This is a genomic window from Streptomyces sp. SCL15-4 (assembly GCF_033366695.1).
Lineage (GTDB): Bacteria > Actinomycetota > Actinomycetes > Streptomycetales > Streptomycetaceae > Streptomyces.
Map to the genome: position 1 here is coordinate 1,977,689 of NZ_JAOBTQ010000001.1, position 25,176 is coordinate 2,002,864.

General features: G+C 74.8%; 20 protein-coding genes. 6 read left to right on the forward strand and 14 right to left on the reverse strand.

Annotated features, from left to right (window positions below):
* Positions 1 to 38: 38 nt before the first annotated feature.
* The 3 genes from pucD to SCK26_RS08305 are packed head-to-tail and all read right to left on the reverse strand — an operon-like array spanning position 39 to position 3,903.
* A complete protein-coding gene (gene pucD, locus SCK26_RS08295) occupies positions 39 to 2,423 on the reverse strand; it encodes a xanthine dehydrogenase subunit D (RefSeq protein ID WP_318200621.1) in 2,385 nt (794 codons plus the stop codon).
* 2 nt (positions 2,424 to 2,425) lie between these two features.
* Positions 2,426 to 3,010, reverse strand: coding sequence for a (2Fe-2S)-binding protein (locus tag SCK26_RS08300; protein ID WP_318200622.1), 585 nt, complete (start codon positions 3,008 to 3,010; stop codon positions 2,426 to 2,428).
* Positions 3,010 to 3,903, reverse strand: a complete 894-nt coding sequence (locus tag SCK26_RS08305) for a xanthine dehydrogenase family protein subunit M (RefSeq protein WP_318200623.1) — start codon at positions 3,901 to 3,903, stop codon at positions 3,010 to 3,012. Before SCK26_RS08305 ends, SCK26_RS08300 begins: the two co-directional genes overlap by 1 nt.
* 353 nt (positions 3,904 to 4,256) lie before the next feature.
* Here SCK26_RS08305 and SCK26_RS08310 point away from each other — a divergent pair, with 353 nt between their 5' ends.
* Together SCK26_RS08310 and SCK26_RS08315 are read left to right on the forward strand one after the other, a co-directional pair.
* A complete protein-coding gene (locus SCK26_RS08310; protein ID WP_318200624.1) occupies positions 4,257 to 5,930 on the forward strand; it encodes a PucR family transcriptional regulator in 1,674 nt (557 codons plus the stop codon).
* A 167-nt stretch (positions 5,931 to 6,097) separates the two neighbouring features.
* Positions 6,098 to 6,862, forward strand: coding sequence for a hypothetical protein (locus SCK26_RS08315; RefSeq protein WP_318200625.1), 765 nt, complete (start codon positions 6,098 to 6,100; stop codon positions 6,860 to 6,862).
* 165 nt (positions 6,863 to 7,027) lie between these two features.
* On the opposite strand, the gene SCK26_RS08320 is transcribed toward SCK26_RS08315, so the two are convergent.
* On the reverse strand, positions 7,028 to 7,732 hold the full coding sequence (locus SCK26_RS08320; RefSeq protein WP_318200626.1) for a GntR family transcriptional regulator: 705 nt from the start codon (positions 7,730 to 7,732) through the stop codon (positions 7,028 to 7,030).
* Between the two features lie 178 nt (positions 7,733 to 7,910).
* Between SCK26_RS08320 and SCK26_RS08325 the strand changes: the two genes are divergently transcribed.
* Both SCK26_RS08325 and SCK26_RS08330 read left to right on the forward strand, forming a co-directional pair.
* Positions 7,911 to 8,753: a (2Fe-2S)-binding protein gene (locus SCK26_RS08325; RefSeq protein ID WP_318200627.1), complete on the forward strand. Its 843-nt coding sequence runs from the start codon at positions 7,911 to 7,913 to the stop codon at positions 8,751 to 8,753.
* 241 nt (positions 8,754 to 8,994) lie between these two features.
* A complete protein-coding gene (locus tag SCK26_RS08330) occupies positions 8,995 to 10,041 on the forward strand; it encodes a DUF2637 domain-containing protein (protein WP_318200628.1) in 1,047 nt (348 codons plus the stop codon).
* 67 nt (positions 10,042 to 10,108) lie between these two features.
* Here the strand turns inward: SCK26_RS08330 and SCK26_RS08335 are convergent, their stop codons facing one another.
* The 3 genes from SCK26_RS08335 to SCK26_RS08345 all read right to left on the reverse strand — a co-directional run bounded on the left by SCK26_RS08335 (position 10,109) and on the right by SCK26_RS08345 (position 13,869).
* Positions 10,109 to 10,582 carry an ATP-binding protein gene (locus tag SCK26_RS08335; protein WP_318205958.1) on the reverse strand — a complete coding sequence of 158 codons (474 nt, stop codon included), beginning with the start codon at positions 10,580 to 10,582 and terminating at the stop codon, positions 10,109 to 10,111.
* 300 nt (positions 10,583 to 10,882) lie between these two features.
* Positions 10,883 to 12,625, reverse strand: coding sequence for a pyruvate dehydrogenase (locus SCK26_RS08340; protein WP_318200629.1), 1,743 nt, complete (start codon positions 12,623 to 12,625; stop codon positions 10,883 to 10,885).
* A gap of 68 nt (positions 12,626 to 12,693) precedes the next feature.
* Positions 12,694 to 13,869 carry a protein phosphatase 2C domain-containing protein gene (locus SCK26_RS08345; RefSeq protein WP_318200630.1) on the reverse strand — a complete coding sequence of 392 codons (1,176 nt, stop codon included), beginning with the start codon at positions 13,867 to 13,869 and terminating at the stop codon, positions 12,694 to 12,696.
* A 404-nt stretch (positions 13,870 to 14,273) separates the two neighbouring features.
* On the opposite strand from SCK26_RS08345, the gene SCK26_RS08350 reads away from it, so the two are divergent.
* On the forward strand, positions 14,274 to 15,266 hold the full coding sequence (locus SCK26_RS08350; protein ID WP_318200631.1) for a helix-turn-helix domain-containing protein: 993 nt from the start codon (positions 14,274 to 14,276) through the stop codon (positions 15,264 to 15,266).
* 503 nt (positions 15,267 to 15,769) lie between these two features.
* On the opposite strand, the gene SCK26_RS08355 is transcribed toward SCK26_RS08350, so the two are convergent.
* On the reverse strand, positions 15,770 to 17,032 hold the full coding sequence (locus SCK26_RS08355; protein WP_318200632.1) for a GDSL-type esterase/lipase family protein: 1,263 nt from the start codon (positions 17,030 to 17,032) through the stop codon (positions 15,770 to 15,772).
* A 225-nt stretch (positions 17,033 to 17,257) separates the two neighbouring features.
* Here SCK26_RS08355 and SCK26_RS08360 point away from each other — a divergent pair, with 225 nt between their 5' ends.
* The gene (locus SCK26_RS08360; RefSeq protein ID WP_318200633.1) at positions 17,258 to 17,530 is read left to right on the forward strand and encodes a hypothetical protein; all 273 of its coding nucleotides are present in this window, start codon (positions 17,258 to 17,260) and stop codon (positions 17,528 to 17,530) included.
* 18 nt (positions 17,531 to 17,548) lie between these two features.
* On the opposite strand, the gene SCK26_RS08365 is transcribed toward SCK26_RS08360, so the two are convergent.
* From SCK26_RS08365 to SCK26_RS08390, 6 genes are all read right to left on the reverse strand, one after another.
* On the reverse strand, positions 17,549 to 18,037 hold the full coding sequence (locus SCK26_RS08365) for a methylated-DNA--[protein]-cysteine S-methyltransferase (protein WP_318200634.1): 489 nt from the start codon (positions 18,035 to 18,037) through the stop codon (positions 17,549 to 17,551).
* A 60-nt stretch (positions 18,038 to 18,097) separates the two neighbouring features.
* Positions 18,098 to 19,495, reverse strand: a complete 1,398-nt coding sequence (locus tag SCK26_RS08370) for a bifunctional transcriptional activator/DNA repair enzyme AdaA (RefSeq protein WP_318200635.1) — start codon at positions 19,493 to 19,495, stop codon at positions 18,098 to 18,100.
* Positions 19,496 to 19,547: 52 nt separating this feature from the next.
* The gene (rsgA, locus tag SCK26_RS08375) at positions 19,548 to 20,648 is read right to left on the reverse strand and encodes a ribosome small subunit-dependent GTPase A (protein WP_318200636.1); all 1,101 of its coding nucleotides are present in this window, start codon (positions 20,646 to 20,648) and stop codon (positions 19,548 to 19,550) included.
* A gap of 237 nt (positions 20,649 to 20,885) precedes the next feature.
* Entirely contained in the window at positions 20,886 to 21,176 is a 291-nt protein-coding gene (locus SCK26_RS08380; RefSeq protein ID WP_318205959.1) for a cellulose binding domain-containing protein, read from the reverse strand.
* A 1,414-nt stretch (positions 21,177 to 22,590) separates the two neighbouring features.
* Entirely contained in the window at positions 22,591 to 23,949 is a 1,359-nt protein-coding gene (locus tag SCK26_RS08385; RefSeq protein WP_318200637.1) for a radical SAM protein, read from the reverse strand.
* A gap of 171 nt (positions 23,950 to 24,120) precedes the next feature.
* A complete protein-coding gene (locus SCK26_RS08390; RefSeq protein ID WP_318200638.1) occupies positions 24,121 to 25,128 on the reverse strand; it encodes a hydroxyacid dehydrogenase in 1,008 nt (335 codons plus the stop codon).
* Positions 25,129 to 25,176: the final 48 nt, after the last annotated feature.

Genomic DNA, 25,176 nt, shown 5'->3' on the forward strand with positions numbered 1-25,176 from the left:
CGAGCCCCCCGGAAAGGCACCGGTCGCACCCCGAAGGGTTACGCGGTGCCCGTGAGGTGCTCGGGCCGTACCGGCGTACGGTTGAGTTCCAGGCCCGTCGCGTTCCGGATCGCCGCGAGGACGGCCGGAGTGGACGACAGGGTCGGGGCCTCGCCGATGCCGCGCAGCCCGTACGGGGCGTGCTCGTCGGCGAGTTCGAGCACGTCGACCGGGATGGTCGGCGTGTCGAGGATGGTGGGGATCAGGTAGTCCGTGAAGGAGGGGTTCCTGACCTTCGCGGTCTTGGGGTCGACGATGATCTCCTCCATCACCGCCACGCCCAGGCCCTGCGTCGTACCGCCCTGGATCTGGCCGATGACGGAGAGCGGGTTGAGCGCCTTGCCGACGTCCTGGGCGCAGGCCAGCTCGACCACCTTCACCAGGCCCAGCTCGGTGTCGACCTCGACCACGGCGCGGTGCGCGGCGAAGGAGTACTGCACATGTCCGTTGCCCTGGCCGGTGCGCAGGTCGAAGGGCTCGGTCGGCCGGTGCCGCCACTCCTCCTCGACCTCCACGACCTCATCCTCGAGGACGTCGGCCAGGTCGCCGAGGACCTCGCCGCCGTCGGTGACGACCTTGCCGCCCTCCAGCAGGAGTTCGGCCGTGGCCCAGGCCGGGTGGTAGGAACCGAACTTGCGCCGGCCGATCTCCAGGACCTGCTCGCGGACCAGCTCGCAGGCGTTCTTCACGGCGCCGCCGGTGACGTACGTCTGCCGGGAGGCGGAGGTCGAACCGGCGCTGCCCACCCGGGTGTCGGCCGGGTGGATGGTCACCTGGCTGACGCCGAGCTCGGTGCGGGCGATCTGCGCGTGGACGGTGACGCCGCCCTGGCCGACCTCCGCCATCGCGGTGTGCACGGTGGCGACGGGCTCGCCGCCCACGACCTCCATGCGCACCTTGGCGGTGGAGTAGTCGTCGAAGCCCTCGGAGAAGCCGACGTTCTTGATGCCGACCGCGTAACCGACACCCCGTACGACGCCCTCGCCGTGCGTGGTGTTGGACAGGCCGCCGGGCAGCTGGCGGACGTCGGCGCCCTCGCTGGACTCCCACTGGCGCTCCGGCGGCAGCGGCCTCGCCTTGACGCGGCGCAGGAGTTCGGCGACGGGGGCGGGCGAGTCGACGGGCTGGCCCGTCGGCATGACGGTGCCCTGCTCCATCGCGTTCCGCTGCCGCAGCTCCACCGGGTCCATGCCGAGCTTCGCGGCCAGCTTGTCCATCTGCGCCTCGTAGGCGAAGCACGCCTGGACCGCGCCGAAGCCGCGCATGGCGCCGCAGGGCGGGTTGTTGGTGTAGAGGGCGATGGCCTCGATGTCGACGTCGTCCACCACGTACGGGCCGACCGACAGCGAGGCGGCGTTGCCGACGACCGCCGGCGAGGCGGAGGCGTAGGCGCCGCCGTCCAGCACGATCCGGCACTTCACGTGGGTGAGCCTGCCGTCCTTGGTGGCACCGTGCTCGTAGTACAGCTTGGCCGGGTGGCGGTGGACGTGCCCGAAGAAGGACTCGAACCGGTTGTAGACGATCTTGACCGGCTTGCCGGTGCGCAGTGCGAGCAGGCAGGCGTGGATCTGCATCGACAGGTCCTCGCGGCCGCCGAACGCGCCGCCGACGCCGGCCAGCGTCATGCGCACCTTCTCCTCGGGCAGGCCGAGGACCGGTGCCATCTGGCGCAGATCGGAGTGCAGCCACTGGGTGGCGATGTAGAGGTGGACGCCGCCGTCCTCCTCGGGCACGGCGAGGCCGGACTCGGGGCCGAGGAAGGCCTGGTCCTGCATGCCGAAGGTGTACTCGCCGCGGACGACGACGTCGGCGCGCCCGGCGGCCGCGGCCGCGTCGCCGCGGACGATCGGCTGGCGGTGCACGACGTTGGGGTGCGGGACGTGCCCGCTGTGGTGGTCGTCGCGGTGGTCGTGGACGAGGATCGCGTCCGGCGCGAGGGCCGACTTCTCGTCGGTGATCACCGGCAGCTCGCGGTACTCGACCTTGATCTTGGCGGCGGCGCGGCGGGCCGTCTCCGGGTGGTCGGCGGCGACGATCGCGACCGGCTCGCCGTGGTGGCGCACCTTGCCGTGGGCGAGGACCGGGGTGTCCTGGATCTCCAGGCCGTAGTTGCGCACGTCGGTGGGCAGGTCGTCGTACGTCATGACGGCGTACACGCCCGGCAGGGCCAGCGCCTCGGAGGTGTCGATCGAGACGATCTCGGCGTGCGCGACGGTGGAGCGCAGGATCTGGCCCCACAACATGTCCTCGTGCCACATGTCGGACGAGTACGCGAACTCGCCGGTGACCTTCAGGGTGCCGTCCGGACGGAGCGTGGACTCGCCGATGCCGCCCTTGGTCCGCGATCCCTGGGTGATCTTGGTGGGTGCGCCGTTGGCAGGCATGTTCAGACCCCCTCGGACTGGCGGGCGGCCGCCAGGCGGACCGCGTCCATGATCTTCTCGTAGCCCGTGCAGCGGCACAGGTTGCCCGACAGCGCCTCGCGGATGTCGGCGTCGGTCGGGTTCGGGTTGCGCTCCAGCAGTTCGTCGGAGGCGACGAGCAGGCCCGGGGTGCAGAAGCCGCACTGGACGGCGCCGGCGTCGATGAACGCCTGCTGGACCGGGGCGAGTTTGGTGCCCTCGCCGGTCTGGGAGTCGGTGCCCTTGGCCTGCCAGTGCCGGGCCTCGTCCAGGCTGGTGCCACCGCGGGCGCCGGTCGCGCAGCCGCCCTCGGCGCGCTGCCGGGCGAAGTCCGCGAGGCCCTCGACGGTCACCACGTCACGGCCCTCGGCCTGGCCGGCCGCGACCAGGCAGGAGCACACCGGCACGCCGTCCAGGCGGACGGTACAGGAACCGCACTCGCCCTGCTCGCAGGCGTTCTTGGAGCCCGGCAGGCCGAGCCGTTCGCGCAGGACGTAGAGGAGCGACTCGCCCTCCCAGACGTCGTCGGCCTCCTGCGGACGCCCGTTGACGGTGAAGTTGACGCGCATTACGCAGCTCCCTCGGTGGCGCGGCGGGTGCCGCGGTACGACTCCCAGGTCCAGGTCAGCGTCCGGCGGGCCATCACGCCGACGGCGTGCCGGCGGTAGCTCGCGGTGCCCCGGACGTCGTCGATCGGGTTGCAGGCGGCCGAGCACAGGTCGGCGAACCGCTTGGCGACCGACGGGGTGATGATCTTTCCGTTGTCCCAGAAGCCGCCCTCCTCCAGAGCCGCGTTCAGGAACTCCTCGGCGGCCCGGGCGCGCACCGGGGTGGGGGCGGCGGAGCCGATGCCGGTGCGCACGGTCCGGGTCCCGGGGTGCAGGGCGAGTCCGAAGGCGCACACGGCGATGACCATGGCGTTGCGGGTGCCGACCTTCGAGTACTGCTGCGGGCCGTCGGCCTTCTTCACGTGCACGGCGCGGATCAGCTCGTCGGGCTGGAGCGCGTTGCGCTTGACGCCCGTGTAGAACGCGTCGATCGGGATCAGCCGGGTGCCCCGGGCCGCCGACGCCACCTCGACCTCCGCGCCGGCGGCGAGGAGGGCGGGATGGGCGTCGCCGGCCGGCGAGGCCGTGCCGAGGTTGCCGCCGACGCCGCCGCGGTTGCGGATCTGCGGGGAGGCGACCGTGTGCGAGGCGAGCGCGAGGCCCGGCAGCTCGGCACGGAGGTTCTCCATGATCGCGGTGTACGGGACGGAGGCGCCCAGCCGTACGCTCTCCTCGCCGACCTCCCATTCGTAGAGATCGCCGATGCGGTTCAGGTCGAGCAGGTACTCGGGCCGGCGGTGGTCGAAGTTGATCTCGACCATCACATCGGTGCCACCCGCAATCGGCACAGCGGTGGGGTGCTCGGCCTTCGCGGCGAGCGCCTCCTCCCAGCTGGCGGGGCGAAGGAAGTCCATGACCGGCTCTCTTCTTCGTCTCGTGAGTCGTTCGGATCGAGCCAATCCGTGTGCGGCGGGCGCGGCTCGTTCATGTGTTGTTGACGCGGAGTGGACTCAGTACACCGCTCCGTACTCCGGCGCGGTCAGTCACCGAAACCATGAAGGAGTTGGCTGGCCACGGCGGGCATCTTGTAGATTCGTATGAACGGAGGCCATCGGTAACCTCTCCGATTTCCCGGGGAAACGCGGGAAACAGCGCGGAGGACCGCACCACGCCTCCCCGGGCGTCCGCTTCCGGGTGCCCCGGGACGGCCCCGGCCCACCCTCCAAGATCCATCGTAGGTTTCGAGACAAAGAACGGCGGCGACGAGATGCGGCTGCGCGCACTGCTGGACACCGATGCGCTGGGCCTGCGGCTGCTCGGCGGCGAGGACGAGCTGGACCGCGCGGTACGCGGGGTCATGACCACCGACCTGCGCGACCCGAGCCGCTACCTCTCCGGCGGCGAGCTGGTGCTGACGGGCCTGGCCTGGCGCCGGGACGCCGCCGACTCCGAACCCTTCGTGCGCATCCTGGCGCAGTCCGGGGTGGCGGCCCTGGCGGCCGGCGAGGCGGAGCTGGGCGATGTGCCGGAGGACCTGGTGCTGGCCTGCGCCCGGCACCGGCTGCCGCTCTTCGCGGTGCACGAGTCGGTGGCGTTCGCCACGATCACCGAGCACGTCGTCCGGCAGGTCTCCGGTGAGCGGGCCGGGGACCTGGCCGCGGTGGTGGACCGGCACCGCCGGATGATGACCTCGGGCCCGGCGGGCGGCGGCCCGGACGTCGTCCTGGACCTGCTCGGCTCCGACCTGGACCTGCGCGCCTGGGTGCTCTCCCCCACCGGCCGGCTGATCGCCGGCTCCAAGGTGGCGGGCCCGGCGCTGCCCGCCGACACCTGCGCCCGGCTCGCCGCCGAGCATCTGGCGGCCACCCGCACCGGCCGCCGCGGCCCGCACCGGATCCAGCTGCACGGCACCACCTACTCCCTCTTCCCGGTCCGCTCCTCCGGCCGCTCCCCGCAGGCCGCCCGCGACGTGCGCGAAACGGTGCTGTCGGACTGGCTGCTGGCCGTGGAGGCGGACGCGGGCGACTGGCCCGGCGAGCGGCTGGACCTGCTCCAGGGCGTCACCCAGCTGATCGCCGTCGAACGCGACCGCCGGGACGCGGCCCGCACGGTCCGGCGCCGGCTCGCCCAGGAGGTGCTGGAGCTGGTGCAGAGCGGCGCCCCGCCCGCCGAGACAGCCGCGCGCCTGCGGGTGGCGGCGCCGGTGCTGCTGCCCGGGCTCGGCGCGGCCCCGCACTGGCAGGTCGTGGTGGCCCGCGTGGAGTGGGAGGGCGGGGAGATCGACGGCGGCCCGGTCGCCCAGTCCCTGCTGGAGGAGGTGCTCGTCGACCCGCTGGCGACCGGCCCGGAGCCCTCCGACCGGATCGCCGTCGCGCACACCGGCGGCGAGGCCATCGCCCTGGTCCCGCTGCCCGCGGTCGCCTCCGAGCACGACGGCTCGGAGACCGGCCTGCTCGCCGACTCCCTGCTCCAGGCGGTGCGCGAGCCGCTGTCGGCGGGCCTGGACGACGACGGCCGGCTCACCCTCGGCGTCAGCGCCGCCGTGCACTCCGCGGAGGGCCTGCGCGGCGCGCTGGAGGAGGCCCGGCACGCCCGCCGCGTCGCCGCCGCCCGCACCGGCCGGGTCTGCGCGGCCGGCCACCAGGAACTGGCCAGTCATGTGCTGCTGCTGCCGTTCGTCCCGGACGACGTCCGCCGTGCCTTCACCGCCCGGCTGCTGGACCCGCTGAAGGACTACGACCGCCGGCACCGGGCCGAGCTGATCCCGACCCTGGAGGCGTTCCTCGACTGCGACGGCTCCTGGACCCGCTGCGCCACCCGCCTCCACCTGCACGTCAACACGCTGCGCTACCGGGTCGGGCGGATCGAGCAGTTGACGGGACGGGACCTGTCCCGCCTGGAGGACAAACTGGACTTCTTCCTCGCCCTGCGCATGAGCTGAGCCCGGCGCGGGCGCGCGACGGCCGGACCCGGCCACGTCCGCGTCCCCCTACTTTGTGAAATTTTTCACCCATCCTCTTGGCCGGGCCCGGCCAAGGGTGCTGGAATGCGGCCACCACTCAACAGCTCGATGGCGTGCATGGGGAGGGCAACGTGGCGCATACCGCCATGTCTGGTAACGGAACGACCGATGACGATCCTCTCCAGACCGCGGTATGGCGGCTGCGCAGCCGGGCCTGCTGGGCCGACGCGGCGGCCCTGCTGCCGGCCGACCGGGCAGCACCGGCGTTGCAGCGGGCCGCGCTGCTGGTCGAACGGTGCCTGTACACCGAGCGGGGCTGGGCGGAGGCGGAGGACGCGCTGCGCACGGCGGAGGCGGTGGCGCACAGCGACGAGGAGCGCGGGGCCGCCGCGTGCGAGCGGGGCCAGCTCGCCTACACGGCCACGCTGCACGGCGTCCGGGACCGCGCGGACGAGGCGCGGGCCGCGCTGGGCCGGGCGGCGGCGCTGATCCCTCCGGGGTCGCCGGGGCGGGGCCTGCTGGACTTCCGCCGGGGGCTGGTCGCGGAGAACCTGACCCGCTCACCGCAGGCGGCGCGCGCCGCGTACCGCCGGGCGCACGCGGCGGCGGGGGCGCGCGCGGACTCTCTGCTGCTGTCCTTCACCTGGCGGCACCTGGCCGGACTCGCCCTGCGGGACGGCGAGTTGGCCGACGCGCGGCACGGCTTCGCCGAGTCCCTGCGGATCCGGGAGGAGCTGGGCTATCTGGTGGGCACGGCGCCGGCACTGGTGTCCCTGGCCGACACCGAGGAGGAACCGGAGGCATCCCGCCTGCGCGAGGAGGCCCGGCGCCTGTTCCGGCTCCTGGGCGGCGTCCCGACATGGCTGGCGAGCCAACTGGCGCCGCCGGCTCCGGGGGTGGCGACGGCGTAGGGGCGGAGTCGGCGTTGGGGCGGAGTCGGCGTAGGAGTGGAGTGGTTCGGGTGCGTGGCCGGGTGCGGTGCGGTGCGTGGCCGGGTGCGGTGCGGTGCGTGGCCGGTCGCGCCGGTGCGCGCGCTCCTGACGGGGCGCGGTCCGACGGCGCCGTTCCGCCAGGGCTCAGCTCGCGCCCGCGAAATGCCGGTGCACCAGCCCCCGCACCACGTCCACGTCCCCGAGGCACAACGCGTCCAGGAGAGCCACGTGTTGCGCCGCGTCGGCGACCAGGTCGGCCCGTCCCCGCCGCACCGGCGGCCACTGCGCCCGCCGGTGCAGATCCTCGGCGATCCGGACCAGCTGCTCGTTGCCCGCCGGCGCGAGCAGCGCCCGGTGGAAGGCGCGGTCGGCCTCGGCGTACGCCGCCGGGCAGCCCGTGGCCGCCACGCGTACCGTCTCCTCCGCCAGCGGCCGCAGCTCGGCCCACCGCTCGGCCGGCACCGTGCGCGCGAGCCGCATCATCACGGGCACCTCCAGCAGCGCCCGCACCTCCGCCAGCTCGGCCAGCTCGCGGGCCCCGCGCTCGACGACCCGGAAGCCGCGGTTGGGCACGACCTCGACGGCGCCCTCCAGCGCGAGCTGCTGCATGGCCTCCCGCACGGGCGTGGCCGAGACGCCGAACCGCTCCCCGAGCGCCGGCGCCGAGTAGACCTCGCCGGGCCGCAGGTCGCCGGTGACCAGCGCGGTGCGCAGCGCGTCCAGGATCTGCCCGCGCACCGAGGAGCGCCGTACCGCGCCCCGCGGCAGCGGAACCGGCCGCTCGGCGCACGGGTGCTCGCCCCGGGCCGCGACCGGCTTGCCCGGGGAGCCCTGCACGCCCTGCTTCACGGGTCCTCCTGGCGGCTTGTCGGTCTTGGGGTCATTGACGACGGGTTGTCGGTTGTCCGTCAAGCACCTTAGGCGCACCGGGCGGCAGGTCAAACTCCACTCCAACTGAGTAAGGTTAGGCTTGCCTTTACAGCTCGGTCCATGACCACGGACGCTTCCAAGGATCGGTGGTTCCGCCATGCCCGCCGCGACCTCGCCGCTCACCGCCGCCTACGACCGCCTCGCCGCCGCCTTTCCGGGGCTGAGGGTGACCGAGCTGGGCCCGCGGGACCCGGCGCCCGGCGGCCCGGGCTGGGTCGAGGCCGCCGCCCTCGCGGCGGGCGGCGCGGCACTGGACACCTTCCTGGCCTGGGACGCGGCGCAGGTGGAGCGGGACTACGGCCGGCCGGCCCGCCCGGACGTCGTCGCGAGCTTCGGCCTGCACCGCTACGCCTGGGCGGCCGCTCTGCTGATCACCGTCCCGTGGTTCCTGCACCGCCGGGTGCCCCGGCTGCCCGTGACGCACGTCGGCTACGACCGTACGGCGGGCCGGATGGCCGTGCGCCGCCCCGTCTCCGTCGCCTGTCTGCCGGACGACCCCACCGCCGCGCTGCCCGGCACCATCGTCGTACCGGACGAGGAGGCGCTGCGGACCGAGGTGCGCTCGGCCCTGGCCGAGCACCTGGAGCCGGTGCTCGCGGCCTTCGGGCCCCGGATGCGGCGGCGCGGGCGCGCGCTGTGGGGCATGGCGACCGACGAGGCCGTGGAGGGCCTGTGGTACGTCGCCGGGCTGCTCGGCGAGGAGGAGGCGGCCCGGGCCGTCGCGGAGCTGGAGCTGCTGCTGCCGGGGTCGACCCCGCCGTACGCCGGCTCGGCCGGGTTCCGGGTGCTGGCCGCCGCGGACGGCGCCCCGCTGCACACCCGGGACCGGGCGAGCTGCTGCATGTTCTACACCGTTCGCCCGCAGGACACCTGCGTGACGTGCCCGCGCACCCGGGACGGCGAGAGGATCGCCAGGCTCACCGGGGCCGCGGCCGGCTGAGGAACCGGTCCGGCCGGGCACAACCGTCCCGCCCACCACGGCAACTTTTCCCCGAACCACCCGTACGGGTAGTCTGTTCGAACTCAACTCCCGCCCGTCACGCGGCAGTTCGAGCAGAAAGCCGTCCAGGACATCCCTCGCGCACTCCCTTGGCGGCCTCTTGCCCCGAAACCCCCTGAGGGACGCCGGGAATGGGCCACTATGGCGGGCGTTACGCCCTATCCCCATGCAAGGGACCCTGATGAGACTGACCGACATATCGCTGAACTGGCTGCTTCCGGGCGCCGTACTGCTCCTGGGCGTGCTGGTGGCAGTGGCGGTGCTCGCCCGCGGCAAGCGCTCCGCCGGGGAGAACGCGGGCGCGGACGACTCCTGGGAGCGCAGCGAGGAGCGCCGCCGGCGCAAGGAGGCCCTCTACGGTACGGCCTCCTACGCGCTGCTGTTCTGCTGCGCGGCGGTGGCGGCGGCGCTGTCCTTCCACGGCCTGGTCGGCTTCGGCGAACAGAACCTCGGGCTGAGCGACGGCTGGCAGTACCTGGTGCCGTTCGGCCTGGACGGCGCGGCGATGTTCTGCTCCGTCCTCGCCGTGCGCGAGGCCAGCCACGGCGACGCCGCCCTCGGTTCCCGGATACTCGTGTGGCTGTTCGCCGCGGCGGCGGCCTGGTTCAACTGGGTGCACGCGCCTCGCGGGGCGGGCCACGCCGGTGCTCCGCAGTTCTTCTCCGGCATGTCGCTGTCGGCCGCCGTGCTCTTCGACCGGGCGCTGAAGCAGACCCGCCGGGCCGCGCTGCGCGAGCAGGGCCTGGTGCCGCGCCCGCTGCCGCAGATCCGGATCGTGCGCTGGGTGCGGGCGCCGCGCGAGACCTTCCGGGCCTGGTCGCTGATGCTCCTGGAGGGCGTGCGCAGCCTGGACGAGGCGGTCGAGGAGGTCCGCGAGGACAAGCGGCAGAAGGAGCAGGCCCGGCAGCACCGGCGCGACCAGCAGCGCGTGGAGCGGGCCCGGTTGAAGGCGATCAGCCGGGGCCACCGCGGCTTCGCGGGCCGGGGCGCCGGCCGGCGGGTCGAGGTGCAGCCGGTGGAGCGCACGGCCGCTCCGGCGCCGACCGCGGAGCCCGCCATATCCACCCCGGAGCCGCTGCCCGTACCCGCCCGGCCCTCTCTCCAGCCGGTCCGCGGCGCGGCTGAGCCGCTGACCGTCGACCTCACGGCCGAGGACGACACCATGGCCCTGCCGCGCCTGGACTCCCTGGAGCGCAAGCTCCAGGACCTGGAGCGGCAGCTCGGCTGACCGCGCTACGGCCGCGGGTCGCGGCGCGGGCCGTGACCGGTGCGGACACGCCCGCGCCGCGGCCCGCTCACGCCGCCTCGGCGCCCAGTTCGAACCACACCGACTTGCCCACGCCGTGCGGCCGTACTCCCCAGGCGTCGGCCAGGGACTCGACCAGCACCAGGCCCCGGCCGTGGGTGTCGTCGTCGGTGTCCGGGACGTGCACCTCGGGCTTGCGGGCCACGAAGTCCCGTACCTCCACGCGCAGTCCGTCCGGTTCCAGCACGGCCGTCAGGACGGCGTCGTGATCGGTGTGGACGAGCGCGTTGGTGACGAGTTCGCTGGTGAGCAGTTCGGCGATCTCCGAGCGGCCCGGTTTGCCCCAGTGCCGCAGCAGTTCGCGCAGCGCCCGGCGGGCCTCCGGCACCGCCCTGAGGTCCGCCCGGCCCAGTCTGCGCCTCAGCCGTCGCGCGTCGTCGGTGATGGTGTCGGTCCTGTCCCCCGCTGTCGCCGAGAAGGCCCCGACGGTCACGGGACCGCCCCCTCGTGCCTGCCTCTTCATGGCCCCCGCCCGCACGCCGCCGAGTCCCTGCCCCTCCTGGTCGAACACGTTCACGGGGGATGCTTGCCCAGCGGACACCGGGGCAGTCCTGACGTATGCCCGATGACCGGCGGTTCGGCCATATCCGCACAGCGTCCCCGCCGCCCGGGGCACCGCTCCGCCGCCACGCACCGGGCGCCACGGACGCCGCAGGACGCCACGGACGTCCCGCGACGGCGGCCCGGTCCCGTCCGGCACCGGCGGTCGGCACTCCGTCACGCCCCGTGAAACTGGCCGAAATACGCTCCCACCTCGGGGCGCTTACGGGCGTGGCACGTTTCGCAGGTTGGAGCGGGCCATCTGGAGCATCCGGCCGACGCCGCCGTCCAGCACGATCTTGGAGGCGGACAGCGCGAACCCGGTGACCATCTCGGCACTGATCTTCGGCGGGATGGAGAGGGCGTTGGGGTCGGTGACGATGTCCACCAGTGCGGGTCCCTTGTGCCGGAACGCCTCCTTGAGCGCGCCGGCCAGCTGCTTGGGCTTCTCCACCCGGATGCCGTGGGCGCCGCAGGCCCGGGCCACGGCGGCGAAGTCCGGGTTGGTGTTGGCGGTGCCGTACGACGGCAGGCCCGCGACCAGCATCTCCAACTCGACCATGCCGAGCGAGGAGTTGTTGAACAGCACCACCTTCACCGGCAGGTCGTACTGGGCGAGCGTCAGGAAGTCGCCCATCAGCATGGAGAAGCCGCCGTCCCCGGACATGGCGACCACCTGCCGGCGCCGGTCGGTGAACTGGGCGCCGATCGCCATCGGCAGCGCGTTCGCCATGGACCCGTGGGAGAACGAACCGATGATCCGGCGGCGGCCGTTGGGCGTGATGTAGCGGGCGGCCCAGACGTTGCACATCCCGGTGTCGACGGTGAACACCGCGTCGTCGTCGGCGACTTCGTCCAGCACGGCGGCCACGTACTCGGGATGGATCGGGACGTGCTTGTCGACCTTGCGGGTGTAGGCCTTGACCACGCCCTCCAGCGCGTCGGCGTGCTTCTTCAGCATGCGGTCGAGGAAGCGCCGGTCGGTCTTCTCCCGCACCCGCGGGATCAGGCACCGCAGCGTCTCGCGCACGTCGCCCCAGACGGCGAGGTCGAGCCGGGAGCGGCGGCCGAGCACCTCGGGCCGCACGTCGACCTGGGCGATGCGTACGTCGTCGGGCAGGAAGGCGTTGTACGGGAAGTCGGTGCCGAGCAGGATCAGCAGATCGCACTCGTGGGTGGCCTCGTAGGCGGCGCCGTAGCCGAGCAGCCCGCTCATCCCTACATCGAAGGGATTGTCGTACTGGATGTACTCCTTTCCCCTGAGCGCGTGGCCCACGGGAGACTTGATCTTCCCGGCGAACTCCATCACCTCGGCGTGCGCGCCGGCCGTGCCGCTGCCGCAGAACAGGGTGACCCTGCCGGCCGCGTCGATCATCTCCGCCAGCCGGTCGATCTCGGCGTCCCCGGGGCGCACGGTGGGCCGGGAGGTGACGAGCGCGCTCTGCGCGGCCTTCTCCGGGGCGGGCTCGGCGGCGATGTCCCCGGGCAGCGAGACCACGCTCACGCCCCGCTGCCCGACCGCGTGCTGGATGGCGGTCTGCAGCAGCCGGGGCATCTGCTTGGGGCTGGAGATCAGCTCGCTGTAGTGGCTGCACTCCTGGAACAGCCGGTCCGGGTGGGTCTCCTGGAAGTAGCCGAGCCCGATCTCGCTGGAGGGGATGTGCGAGGCGAGCGCGAGCACCGGGGCCATGGAGCGGTGGGCGTCGTACAGGCCGTTGATCAGGTGCAGGTTGCCGGGGCCGCAGGAGCCCGCGCAGGCGCCCAGCTTCCCGGTGATCTGGGCCTCGGCACCGGCGGCGAACGCGGCGGTCTCCTCGTGGCGCACGTGGATCCAGTCGATGGCGGCGTTGCGGCGGACGGCGTCCACGACCGGGTTGAGGCTGTCGCCGACGACGCCGTAGAGGCGGCGCACTCCCGCGCGGACGAGGATGTCGACGAACTGCTCGGCTACGTTCTGTTTGGCCATGGCTCGCGTCTGCCCCTTCGCTCCCGGAATACGGCCCTGCCGTTTCCATCAATCCACAGGGGCCGCGGTTACGCCTCCCACACGGCCGCCGCCGTACGGTCGTCGGCGTACCCCTTCACCCGTACCCGGGCGTCGGCGAGGAAGGCGGCGAGACCGGGCGGGGTGCCGCCGGACCAGCGGCGGGCCAGGCGGGCGCGCAGCGCGTCCTCCTCGCGCAGCGGGTCGGCCAGGCCGGCCGTGCACAGCACCAGCACATCACCCGGGCGGGCTACCGAGGCGCGGAACCGGAACGGCTCGGATGGCGGGCCGGCGACGGAGCGGCCCGGCCGCGCGGCACCGGGGTTCGAGGCGAGCCGGTCGCCGTCGGGCGTCCGCGCCGGCGGTACGCCGAAGGCGGCGCCGTCGGCCGTCGGGCGCGGCTCGATGTCCTGCCAGGCGCCGTCCCGCAGCCGGAACAGCCCGCCGTCGCCGACCCCGAAGAACACCCGGACACGGCACTCCGGGTCGGCGGGCAGCAGCAGGCAGCGCAGGCTCACCGGGGCCGCGCCGGCCGCGGCGTCCTGCCCGGCGGCACCCGCCCGGAGCCTGCCGAGACCGCGGTCGGCGAGCCGGCGCAGACCGGACTTCAGGTCGCCGTGCCGGGCCGCCCGGATGTCCTGCGCGAGCCGCTCATGGCTGCGGCCCACCGCCCGCGCGATCTCCCGGCACGCCTCGGCCGCCGCCAGGTGCGCGCCGGGCACGGCCCGGGCACCGGCCGCCATCACCACGAGGACCAGCGCCTGTTCCCCGGTCCCGAAGCGCGCGACGAGCAGCGCGTCGCGGCGCGGCTCGCCCCGGTAGCGCGCCGAGTCCCCGCGCAGCGACACGGCACGCAGCGTGCACGCTCCGTACCGGGCGCCGTCCAGCACAGTGTCCGGGACCAGTTCGTGCGGTGCGTCGGGGTCGGCGGGCGGGAGGGCGGTGGGCTCGGGGTCGTAGGTGGGCGGGCCGGAGCCGACGTAGTCCGGGGTGTCGGCGGGGGCGACGGGGTGGTCCGGGAGCGGGGGCCGGGGTCGCGGCGGTTCCGGGGGAGGCGACGGCTGCTGGGGGCGCGGCCGTTCCGTCACGGCGTTCCGTGCCGAGGCGAACCGGTCGTCCAGGGAGTCGGGCGCCTGCGTGGGACCCGTGTCCGGTGCCGCGCCGTCGTACAACTCCCCCCACCAGTCGTCGTCCTGACGAGCGGGACTCGCACCCTGCTGGCTCATGCTCCCGATTGTCCACCGCGCGGGCCGCGGGGAAACGGCGCACCGGAAAAATACGGCGCACCGGCCGCCGTGCGGACACGAACAGCCGTACGGCGCGGGGATGGTGGCCGCCGGACGGCCCCACCCCCCACGGGAGGACCGCCCGGCGACGTTCGAGGTGGCCCGGCCCCGGGTCCCCTGCCGCACGCTCACACACGTCCGGGCCCGGGCCACGACACCGGCCGGGTTCCCGGGATCGCGCCCGTGAACCAGGTGAACGGCCGTGTGTTCCGCGGCTGCTGCCACCTTGGCAGACGCGCCGCCGCTACGGCGATGATGTGGGGCGGCGGGTTTGCGCCGTGGCCGTTTTCCGCCACGCCGCTCCGTTTCCGCCTGCTCGACGCGACAGGGAGGGACGCAGGGCGATGCTGGCAGCGATAGGCCTGGACGAGACGCACGAGGCGGCCTACCGGGCACTGGTGTCCGTGGGCGCGGCCGATGTGGCCGATCTGGCGCGGCGCCTGACGCTGGCCGAGCAGGACGCCGAGCGGGCGCTGCGCCGGCTGGAGCGGCAGGGCCTGGCGGCGCAGTCCCCGGCCCGGCCGGGCCGCTGGGTCGCGGCGCCGCCCGGAGTGGCGCTGGCCGCGCTGCTCACCCAGCGGCGGCACGAACTGGAGCAGGCGGAACTGACGGCCGCGCTGCTCGCGGAGGAGTTCCGGGCGACGGCGGCCGAACCGGCGGTGCACGACCTGGTGGAGGTGGTGACCGGTGCTTCGGCGGTCGCGCAGCGCTTTCTCCAGCTCCAGCTGGGCGCCACCGAGGAGGTGTGCGCGCTGGTGACCGGCGACCCGATGGTGGTGTCCGGGATGGAGAACGAGGCGGAGGAGCAGGCGGCCGGGCGCGGGGTGCGCTACCGGGTGGTGGTGGAGCGCACGGTGCTGGACCGGCCGCACGGGCTGACCGAGCTGCGGGCGGCGCTCGGCCGGGACGAGCGGGTCCGGGTGGTGGACCGGGTGCCGACGAAGCTGGTGGTGGCCGACCGCGCGCTCGCGCTGGTGCCGCTGACCTCCAGGGCCGCCGAGCCGGCGGCGCTGGTGGTGCACGCCAGCGGATTGCTGGAGCTGCTCGCCGGGCTGTTCGAGTCGGTGTGGCGGGAGGCGCTGCCGCTGCGGATGGGCGCCGCCGGGGTGGCCGAGGAACGGCCGGACGCCCCGGACGCCACCGATCTGGAGGTGCTGTCGCTGCTGCTGGCGGGGCTGACCGACGCGAGCGTGGCCAAACAGCTCGATGTGGGCCTGCGGACCGTACAGCGCCGGGTACGGCGGCTGATGGAGCTGGCGGGGGTGACGACCCGGATGCAACTGGGCTGGCACGCCTGGGAACGGGGCTGGGTGACCCGCGAGGACCACCACCACTGACCCGCACCCGGCCACAGCCCGGGCCGGAACGGCGAGCGCGGGCACGGAACCTCACCGACTCGTGCCCGCACCCCGGGGCGGCGGGCGCAGGCGCGGAACTCCGCCGACCCGTGCATACCCCCGGGGCCGGACACCGACCAGGACCGTGGTCGCGGGCGCGGAACTCCGCCGACCCGTGCCTGCTACCCGAAGCCGGGCCTCCGGCCCGGGCGGCGGACGCGGCCGCGGGACGCTGCCGGCCGGCGCCCACGCCCCGGGCCGGGCACAGGCCGGAACGGCGGGCACGGCGCGGAACTCCGCCGACCCGTGCATACCCCTGGGCCGGACACCGACCAGGACCATGGTCGCGGGCGTGCGACTTCACCGACCCGTGGCTACGTCCGGGGCGGCCCTTCGGCCGGGGCGGCGGGCGCGGCGCGGAACTCCGCCCGCCCCTTCCCACACCCGGGACCGCACACCGGCCAGGACCGTGGGCGCGGGCGCGGAACTCCGCCGGCCCGTGGCTACGCCCGGGGCCGGATGCCGGGCGGGGCGGTGGGGGGTGTCGGCACGGTGTCACCGGTGGGTCGGAGGAGGCCGATGGGGCGGTGGGTCAGGGCGACGCGGATGGTGTCGGCCACGGCGGCCATGCCCACGTCGTTGAAGTGCAGGTGGTCGCCCGGGTCGTAGGCGGGCAGGATGCGGGCGGGGTCGGCCGGGTCGCGTACGGCGGCGTCCGCGTCGGCCACGGCGTCGAAGGCGCCGCCGGTACGGACGAAGGCGTTCACCCGCAGCCGGGCCGCCTCGCCGGCCGGGGTCCAGGCGGGGTAGCCGCCGTACGGGGTGAGGGTGACGCCGACGACCGGGATGCCCCGGGCGTGGGCGCGGGCCGTCAGGAGGCGGTAGGCGTCCGCGTAGGCGGCGGGGTCGTACGCCTGCGGGATGCCCTTGATGTCGTTGATGCCCTCGAAGACCACCAGTGCCCGGACCCCGGCCCGGTCCAGCGCGTCGGCGTCCAGGCGGGCGAGGGCACTCGGTCCGGTGCCGTCGCGCAGCAGGCGGTTGCCGGCGATGCCGGCGTTGAGGACGCCGATCCGGTGGCCGCGCAGCCGCCGGGCGAGCTGGTCGGGCCAGCGGCGGTTGGCGTCGGGAGTGGAGCCGTTGCCGTCGGTGAGCGAGTCCCCGAACGCGACGACGCTGCCGGCGGCGAACCCGCGGACGTCGACGCCGGTGACGTAGTACCAGCGGCCGGTGGTACGGGTGTACGCGGTGCCGTCCTCGTCGGCGGCCCGGCCGGCGCCGGCCGGGGCCAGGTAGCTGGTCTGGAGGGCGGTGCGGTGGTACGTGGCGGGGCCGGAGTCGTCCGGGGTGTACACGGTGACGAGCAGGTCGGCGGCGGGCGGCACGGGCAGCGGCACCGCGTCGGTGACGGCGTCCGCGCCCGGCGGGACGGTCACCTCCCGCGCGCCGTGGAAGGTGGCGGTGCGCAAGGTGCCGGGCAGGGCGTCGGGTCCGGCCGCCCGGCGCAGCGCGACGGTGACCGCGCCGAGGCGGAGCGGCCGGGTGCCGAGCCGGTTGCTGAGCCGGACCCGCACGGCCGCGCCGCCGACGCTGAGGTGGACGACGTTGCGGACGGCGGCGCCGGGCAGCGCGGCGGCGGTGCCGGAAGGCGCGGTCTCCCAGCTGCCGGTCCAGGACGCCGGAGCCGGCCGGGCGGCGGCCGGTGCCATGAGGACCGCCGGCAGCAGCGGAAGGAGGACCCCGAGGACCCGTACGACCTTGGCCATGTGTGCCCGCCCTTCCAGGAGGCCGTTCGCAGCCGAAGGTGCCACATCCCGGCCCGACACGCCGTCCCGCGCCCTCACATCCACCCGTTCGGCGCAACACCGCCCCGGTCGCCCGCCACGGGATCACGTGCGCTGCCCGTCCAGGAGCCGTTCAGGCTCGGGGAAGCGGCCGGGCCGCGTGGACCACGCGGGCCGGGGGTTGTCGCGGGAGGGGAGAACGAAGCGGTGACGGTGTGCGAGAGGTGCGGTGAGCGGAGACGCCGTCGGCCCCGGTCCTGCCCGCGGTGCCGCTCCGGGGCGGACCGGGCGGACCGGGCGGACCGGGCGGACCGGGCGGACCGGGCGGACCGGGCGGACCGGGCGGACCGGGCGGACCGGGCGGACCGGGCGGAGACGACCGCGGACGTCGCCGAAGTCGTCGTGGAGACGGGACTGCTCCGCTGGGTCGGTCGAGGCGTCGCGGGCGTGGCGCGGCTGGTGGTGCGGGTGCTCGACTGACCGGACGCACACCGGTTCTCAGCGCAGGACGCCCTCCAGGCCGAGCAGCCGCACCTTGCGTTCGAGTCCCCCGGCGTACCCGGTCATCGATCCGTTCGCGCCGATGACCCGGTGGCAGGGGCGCAGGATCAGCAGCGGGTTGGCGCCGATCGCGCCGCCGACCGCGCGCACGGCGGCGCGGGGCGCGCCGATGCGGGCGGCGATCTCTCCGTAGGTGACGGTGGTGCCGTAGGGCACGTCGTCCAGGGCGGCCCACACCCGCTCGCGGAACTCGGTGCCGACGGCCCGCAGCGGCAGCCGGAACTCCGTGCGCTCGCCCGCGAAGTACGCGGCGAGCTGGTCGGCGGCGGCCCGGAACGGCCCGGCGTCCGCCCGCCAGTCGTCCCGCACGGTCCGCCCGCCCTTCTGCCCGGGCACGGACAGCGAGGTGAGCGCGCCGTCCGCGTCCGCGGTGAGCAGCAGCGGCCCGACGGGGGCGTCCAGGTGGGTGTAGTACACGGTGGTCATCGGGCCGGTGTTCCTCACTTCTCGGGTGCTGGAGAGTCTGGCATTCGACGGGGCCGGTGTTCAGGCGATCCGCTCCCCCGCCACCCGCAGGTGCCGGACGGCGTAGGAGCGCCAGGGCCGCCAGGCGTCGGGGAGGCAGGTGCCGGGCGGGGCCGCGTCGGGGTCGCCGAGGACGCGGGCGCGGAGCGTGGCGACGGTGTCCGGGTCCATGCCGGGCACGGCGAGCAGGGCCTCCTCGGCGGTGTGCCGGTCGGCGCCGGGGTCCAGCCGCAGCGTGCCGTCGGCGAGCGCGGCGGCGAGCGCGCCCAGCGGGCCGTCGGGCTCGGCCTCGGCGAGGGCGGCGGGTTCGGGGAAGAGGTGGGTGAGGCCGCGGTGCGGCGCGTCGAGCGGCTTGCCGTACCGGCGCGCCAGTTCGCCGGCGCCTTCGGGACCGGCCAGGGCGCGGGCGGCGGCCTCCAGCGGGTCCACGGCGCCGGGCGAGCGCAGCCCGGGGCGGGCGGCGACCAGCGGGGCGAGCCGGGGATCGGTGCGGAGCCGTTCGTCGACGGCGTACGGGTCGGCGTCCAGGTCGAACAGCCGGCGCAGCCGCTGCACGGCGGTGGTGAGGTCTCTCGGGTCGGTGAGGTGGAGCCGGGCGTCGAGCCAGCCGCCCGGGTGGGCGCCGCCGCCGGTCCGTGCCGCGTGGCCGCGTTCCCGGACGGCGGCGACCCCGGTGCCGTAGGGCAGTCGCAGGGTGCGCCGGTAGGTGCGGACGCCCGGGGCGCCGGTCACCTCCTCGACGCCGGGTACGGCCTCCCGGGCGAGCTGGTCGAAGACGGCGGCCGACTGGTAGGGGCCGCGGTGGGCGAGCCGGAGCGGGATGGCCGCGCCGGGCGCGGCCCGGCGGGCGGCCAGGTCGCCGAGGGCGGCGGCCCGCAGCTCGGTCGGCGTCGTGGCGTACACCTCGCGGATGGTGTCGTTGAACTGCCGCACGCTGGCGAACCCGGACGCGAACGCGATCTCGGTCACCGGCAGGCCGGTGGTCTGGAGCAGCACGCGCGCGGTGTGCGCGCGCTGCGTCCGGGCGAGCGCCACCGGCCCGGCGCCCAGCTCTGCGGTGAGCTGCCGCTGGACCTGCCGGGCGCTGTAGCCGAGCCGCGCGGCGAGCCCGGCCACGCCCTCGCGGTCCACGACGCCGTCGGCGATCAGGCGCATGGCCCGGCCGGTGACGTCCGCGCGGACGTTCCACTCCGCCGAGCCCGGCACGGCGTCCGGCCGGCACCGCCGGCAGGCCCGGAAACCGGAGCCCTGCGCGGCGGCGGCCGTCGCGAAGAACCGCACGTTGTGCCGTTTCGGTGTGACGGCCGGGCAGCTGGGGCGGCAGTAGATGCCGGTGGTCTCGACGGCGAAGAAGAACACCCCGTCGAACCGCGCGTCCCGGCTCCGTACCGCCTCGTACCTGCTGTCCTCGTCCTTCACACCTCCCAGTGTGGTCCGGGCCGCGGGGCGCGGGCCAGCGGAAATCGGACGCCTAGCTCCAGCGGCCGCGCTTGGCCTCCAGGGCGGCCCGGCCCTCGGCCCCCTTCCGCTTCCAGTCGCGGCGCAGTTCCGCGCGGACCCGGGCGTCGGACTTGGCCGCGATCCACTGGTTCTCCCGCATCAGCTTGCGGTAGCTCTCCAGCCGCCGCTCGGGAAGCGCGCCGTCCGCGACGGCGGAGCGCACCGCGCACCCCGGCTCGCTCTCGTGCGCGCAGTCGTGGAACCGGCACTGCCGGGCCAGCTCCTCGATCTCGGCGAACACCTGCCCGACGCCTCCCTCGGCGTCGTAGAGCCCGACGCCGCGCAGCCCGGGCGTGTCGATGAGCACCCCGCCGGTGGGCAGGGCGAGCAGGTTGCGGGTGGTCGTGGTGTGCCGGCCCTTGCCGTCGACGTCCCGGGCGGCCCGTACGTCCATGACGTCCGCGCCGACGAGCGCGTTGGCGAGGGTGGACTTGCCGGCGCCGGACTGGCCGAGCAGCACGCTCGTACCGGAGCCGACGAGCGCCACGAGCACGTCGAGCCCGTCGCCGTGCAGGGCGCTGACGGTGAGCACGGGCACGCCGGGCGCGCTGGTCTCCACGTCCTGCACGAGGTGGCCGAGGGTGGCCGGGTCGGGCACGAGGTCGGCCTTGGTGAGGACGACGACGGGCTGGGCGCCGGACTCCCAGGCCAGGGCGAGGAAGCGTTCGACGCGGCCGAGGTCGAGTTCCAGGGCGAGGGAGACGGCGACGACGGCGTGGTCGACGTTGGCCGCGAGGATCTGTCCCTCGGACCGCTTGGAGGAGGTGGAGCGGACGAAGGCGGTGCGGCGGGGCATATAGGCGCGCACATAGCGCGGGTCGCCCTCGGCGTCGACGGCGACCCAGTCACCGGTGCACACGACCTTCATCGGGTCGCGGGGCACGACGTACTCGGTGTCGGCGCGGACGGTCCCGGCCGCGGTGACGATGTCGCACTGGCCCCGGTCGACCCGCACGACCCGGCCGGGCAGCAGCCCGTCGGCCGCGAACGGGGCGAACGCGTCGGCCCAGTCCTCGTCCCAGCCGTAGGGAGCGAGGGCGGAGAACACAGCAGAGGTGGAAGACGAAGACAAGGGGAGAGACCCTTCACAAGGGTGGCCCCGGGCGCACGCGCACGCTGCGCGGTGGGTTCAGCCGGCGGCCACGGAGGTGGACTTGAGGAGTTCCTGGATGAGGGCAGCGCCCGGCACAGTGACAGCCATCGGTCGACACCTCCTCGTTCTCTCTCGCGCAATTCGCACGCCACCTCGGCGTGTGGGGCAACTGTAGCCCGGGGACGCGGTGTTGCGTCAAAGCATTTTCGCCGGACCTCAGCCCGCGGCGCAGACGGTCTGGTCGAGCCGGAAGTCGTACGGGGCGCGGTTCTGTGTCTGCCCGGTGCCGAGGAAGCCGAAGGAGAGGGTGGTGCGGGCGGGGGCCGTTGCGGCGCGGCCGGCGGCGGTGACGGTGACCCGGGTGCCGTTCTGGTGGGCGGTGGCGTTCCAGATGCGGCCGATGCGCCGGCCGTCGGGGAAGGTCCAGGAGACCTGGCGGCCGGCGACGGCGCGTTCGGTGGTGACGGTGACCGTGGCCTGGAAGCCGTCGGGCCACCGGCCGTCCAGGTGGTAGGCGACCCGGCAGCCGGCGGGCGGGGCGGAGACGGCGGCCCGGCGGGAGGCGGAGGAGGGGTCCTGGAGTCCGGGGCCCGGCGTGCCGCCGGCGGACGGCGCCCGGTCGGCGGACGGCTGCCCGACGGCGGTCGGTTCCGTGCCGGCGGACCGTTCGGTGCCGGCTGTCGGTTCCGTGCCGGCGGTCGGTCTCGTGCCGGCGGTCGGTTTCCCGGTCGGGGCGGGCCGGGCCGTGGGGCTGCTGCCGCCGGTGCGGCGGGGGGCGGTGCGGGCGGTGGCCGGGGTGGTGGCCGGGGGCGGGCGTCACGGGCCGCGGTGTCGTCGCGCACGGCGGTGGTGTCCTCGGCGGGCGCCGTGCCGTCGCCGGAGCCGCCGAACCGCGTCAGCGACGCTCCGAGCGCCAGCGCCGACAGCACGACGGCGGTCAGCAGCAGTCCGCCGCGCGGCACCCGGCGGCGGCCCGGGGCCGCGTCGGCGGTGTCCGGGTCGGGGCCGGCCGTGCCGAGGCGGACCTCGGTGGCACGGCGGCGGCGTTCCAGATAGGCGAGGCCGCCCCAGCCGACGACCCCGCCGGCCAGCGCGGCGGGCAGTCCGCCGCCGTGCGGGCGCAGACAGGCGGCGGCCTCGGCGCACCGCGCGCAGGTGGCGAGGTGCCGGGAGAGGCCGGCGGGGATCTCGGCGGCCGGGGAGCGGGTGACCGCGGCCAGCAGGCGGGCGTGGTCGCGGCAGGGCGTGGCCGGCGAGGCGTCGAGGTGGGCGCGGTGGCAGCGGTCCCGGAACAGGCCGCGGACCCGGTCGAGCGCACCGGCGGCGCCGGCCGGGTCCAGGCCGAGCCGGCGGGCCGCGATGGGCAGCGGGAGCGCTTCGACCTCGGCCAGCCACAGCAGCTCCGCGTCCGCCTTTTGGAGGTCCCTGAGGCCACGCAGGGCGATCGGGCGGTCCAGCGGCGGCCCGGCGAACCGGGTGGCGCTCTCGGAGCGGAGCCACACCCTCAGGCCGGGATCGAGCCGGTCTCCCCGGCCGTCGGCCTCCCAGGCGGCGGCGGTGTCGCGTACGGCGGTGAGCAGCGCCGGGATCGGCGGCAGTCCCGGGGTGCGGCGGCCCGCGCCGCGCACGGGGCCGCCGGCGGCGGCGCGGATCTCGCGCAGACCGGCCGCGAACGCCTCGGTGGCCAGCCGATGGGCCGTGGGCGAGCCGGCGGTGCACAGGTCCGCGTAGGAGAGCACCGCGTCCCAGTACTCCGAGAACGACGCGACCTCGGTGTCGCTCCGGGGGGTCGGCAGGTCGGACATGGGACTCCCGCATCCACGAACGAGGTCAACTCTCGGGAGAGGAAGGGAGAGTTGCGGAAAACCTCGCGGTGGGCACAGAGCCTTTCACGTCTTCGACACACTGACAAACGGGCTGCTCACATACGGTCACTTACGGTGGCGGCCGTCGCGTCCCGCGCCGGCTCCACCGGCTCGGCGGCGGGCAGGCTGTCCATGAAGGAGCTGACGGAGAACACGGCGCGGCCGGGTCCGGGCGGGCCGTAGCCGGGCGGGGAGGACAGACCGAAGTCGTCCATGGTCCGCCGGTAGGCCTCCAGCAGCCGGATGTGGTACTCCAGCGGCGCGCCCTGCGGGTTGGCCTTGCCGAGCGGGGTGGTGGGCTCCGGGCACCAGGTGGTGAAGCGGGGCGTGATGCCGTGCGACATGAAGAAGCGCAGGCCCTCGGTGGTGGAGGCGATGGCCTCGTCGACGGTGGTGAAGCCGAACGGCTCGGCCATCTCCACGCCCGCCACGAAGTTCGGGATCACATTGCGCGCGCCGAACACCTCGGCGGAGTCCAGGATGCGGCGGTGCCACTCGTCCCGGCCGACGTAGCGCTCCTTGCCGGGGCAGTACAGCTCGAACAGCCGGCGGTCCCACACCTCGAAATTGGGGTGGTAGATCTGCACGCCGTAGTCCTTGAAGCGCTGTACGTCCGCCTTGGGCAGCGCCTGGGCGACGACCTTGCCGATCCAGCGGCCCGGGAAGCGCTCCTCGATGGCCTTGGCGTAGTGGCCGTAGAAGTCGGCCTCGTCGCGGCCCGCCACCTTGGAGGTGATCGCGCCGCCGGTGAGGGTGTAGGCGGTGGACGCCTTCTGGGTGTCGTACCGGTCGATGATCTCCAGGGCTTCGAGGACCTCCTCGACGTCCTTCACCCCGGTGTACGGCCGTCCGGCCGCCTTGTGCTGGCGCCAGTTGTGATTGATGTCGCAGTACTGGCACTCCTCCTTGGCGCCGAAGTACTGGCAGACCCGGAAGACGGTCAGATAGATGAGGTAGCCCCACTGGATGGTCGGGGCGACCTCCATCACGGACTTCCCGTTGGAGAGCGTGTGCCGGTAGTACTCGGGCATCGGCGGCACGCCGACGTCGGCGATGCGCCGGCCGTCGAGGTACAGGCCGAGCAGTCCCTCCCCGTCGGCGGCGACCCGGTACGGCGAGGCGGGGTTCACCCGTACGGAGACGACCGTGCGCCGCAGGTCGTACGGTCCGCCGGTGAGGATGATCTCCTCCGGGGGCCGGCGCAGCGCGGCCTCGCCCAGCTCGGGCAGGGTGCCGTGGTCGAAGGAGAAGATGAAGTAGGACTTCGGCTTGACGTCCCCGTCCTCGTTGTCGCTCAGGGCGGACTTGTCGAAGGCGACACCGCCCCGGAGCAGGTCCTCCTTGAAGACGGCCTCCCGGGGAACGTGCGGGAACCGCTCCATCAGATCCTCGACCAGCGCGGTACGACTGCCCATTCGTCTTTCTCCTCCCGGTTCAGGCGTACGGCTCACACCGTATGCCCCCGTCCCGGGCCCGGCCGTGCCGGGTCCCCGCCCGGCGCGCGACGCGGTCCGGTACGGCGGTGCCGGACGGCGGGCGCGGGAGGCGCCGTCCGGGCGTGGCGTGCTCGGTGGGCCGGCCGGGTGTCAGGCCGTCCGCTCCAGCACCGCGTGGTCGACGGCGTGCCGCAGTGGCTCGCCGGAGGAGAGCCGTTCGGCCTCCTCCACCACCGTCCGGCCGAGGCGGGCCACCTCGTTGCCCAGCGAGCCCGCCAGGTGCGGGGTGACGAAGGCGTTCGGCAGGTCGTACAGCGCGGAGCCGGCGGGCGGCGGCTCGGGGTCGGTCACGTCCAGTACGGCGCTCAGGCGTCCGGAGCGCAGGTGCGCCACCAGTGCCTCGTGGTCGACCAGGGCGCCGCGCGCGGTGTTGATCAGCACGGCCCCGTCGCGCATCAGGCCGAGTTCGCGGGCGCCGATCAGATGGCGGGTCTCGGCGGTCTGCGGGGCGTGCAGGCTGACGATGTCGCTGGTGCGCAGCAGGTCCTCCAGCGGCCGCAGCGGTACGCCGAGCCGGGCGGCCTCGGCCGTGTCCACGTACGGGTCGGCGAGCGTGACGTCGAGGTCGTGCGGGCGGAGCAGCTCGATCAGGCGGCGGCCGACCCGGGAGGCGCCGACGATGCCGACGCGCCGGCCGTGGTTGCCGACGCCGGGCAGGATGCCGTCGTACGGGAGCGCGCGCCGGGCGCGCATCGCGTCGCGGAGGGCGAAGACGTCCTTGCCGGCGAGCAGGATCATGGCGAGGGTGTACTCGGCGACGGGGACGGCGTTGGCCTCGGCGGCCGAGGAGACGGCGATGCCCCGCCGCCACACCTCGGCGGTGGTGAAGCCCTTCACCGAGCCGGCCGCGTGCAGCACCGCCCGCAGGCGCGGTGCCGCGTCCAGGACGGCCGCGTCCAGGCGGGGGCAGCCCCAGCCGGTGACGAGGATCTCGGTCCGGGCGAGGGCCTGCCGTACCCGGGGGGCGGCGAAGTCCTCCGCCACCAGGCCGGGATCGATGTCCACGCAGGCCCGCAGCCGCCGCAGCAGGTCCGGCGGGAACACCATCGGCACGTTCCCGGCCGTCATGGCGAACAGGGCGTACGGCCGCTCGGTCAAGGAAGGGACCTCCCGGCTCGGTGACGCGCGGACAGCAACCGTTCTCTA